The organism is Microcystis sp. M53598_WE2, from assembly GCF_030067735.1.
GTDB classification, from domain to species: Bacteria; Cyanobacteriota; Cyanobacteriia; order Cyanobacteriales; family Microcystaceae; genus Microcystis; species Microcystis aeruginosa.
Genome location: NZ_JASJFE010000293.1, coordinates 1 through 1,002, shown reverse-complemented (window position 1 = coordinate 1,002; position 1,002 = coordinate 1). Strand labels below are relative to the sequence as shown.

Annotated in this window: 1 protein-coding gene; it reads right to left on the bottom strand. The window is 42.9% G+C overall.

All coding sequences use genetic code 11. The features are described from left to right. Positions 1 to 336: 336 nt before the first annotated feature. A complete protein-coding gene (locus tag PX636_RS06285; protein WP_002740992.1) occupies positions 337 to 885 on the bottom strand; it encodes an NADH-quinone oxidoreductase subunit B family protein in 549 nt (182 codons plus the stop codon). Between the last annotated feature and the right edge of the window lie 117 nt (positions 886 to 1,002).

Here is a 1,002-nt window from a genome sequence, read left to right as displayed (position 1 = left end):
CCCCCAAACCCCTCGTTGGGGGCGTGGCGCCGCCCCCAAACCCCCCGCGCATTAGTTTTTCGGTGGGATGCTTACACGCGGCTGCTGACACATCTGTAATAATTTAGGAGTCACTGATAATTGCTGATTGTCGGTATTTCTACAAATGTGAGATGCACCCAATCAGTAAACAGTGATCAGTAATCAATAATCAGCGAAAAGACAGCAGCAAACTGGCATTTGATGAGGCTCACTTAATACATACTGCTCACTCAAAACTCAAAACTCAAAACTTAAAACTTAAAACTCAAATCTGATAACTGATAACTGATAACTGATAACTGATAACTGATTCAATTAACCAAATTTAATCATTTCTCGCCCTGCCATCACGGGTAATTCCCCTTTTAAAATCGGAATCAATGTCTCGCGAATTCTGTCCGCATCGGGGGGACAACCCGGCATAAAAATGTCGATGGGAATGACTTGATGGACGGGCAGCACTTGATCTAATAATTCGGGAACGATACCGGGTTCTTCTGGTAGTTGAGGGGTGTTATCTCCTAACTCTAAATAAGCCCTTTTTAGCACGGGATCGGCAGTTCCTAACATATTCCGCATAGCGGGAACGTTAGCAGTCACGGCGCAATCACCAAAAGAAACGACGGTTTTGGTATTTTGACGGACTAGATGAATTAGTTCTAAATTATCCTGATTAGCGATCGCTCCTTCCACTAAACAGACATCGACATTTTCGGGATAGGTTTTCAGATCGCAGCCGACGGGACTATACACCACGTCAACTTTTTCGGCTAATTCTAACAGCCATTCATCCAAATCGAGGAAGGACATATGGCATCCCGAACAACCGGCTAACCAGACAGTAGCGAAGCGAATTTTACTCATAATTTTAATTTCTTGGTTGGTATTGTTGGCTGAGTTGCAATTTGGTCAAAAGGATCAAATGAAAAGAAATACTCTTTTAAGCTATTTTTGCCTCCCGGATAAACTCTTGCATTTTTT

Excerpts from the sequence above, each read along its gene's own strand:
- PX636_RS06285 (WP_002740992.1), bottom strand. The coding sequence starts at position 885 with ATGAGTAAAATTCGCTTCGCTACTGTCTGGTTAGCCGGTTGTTCGGGA.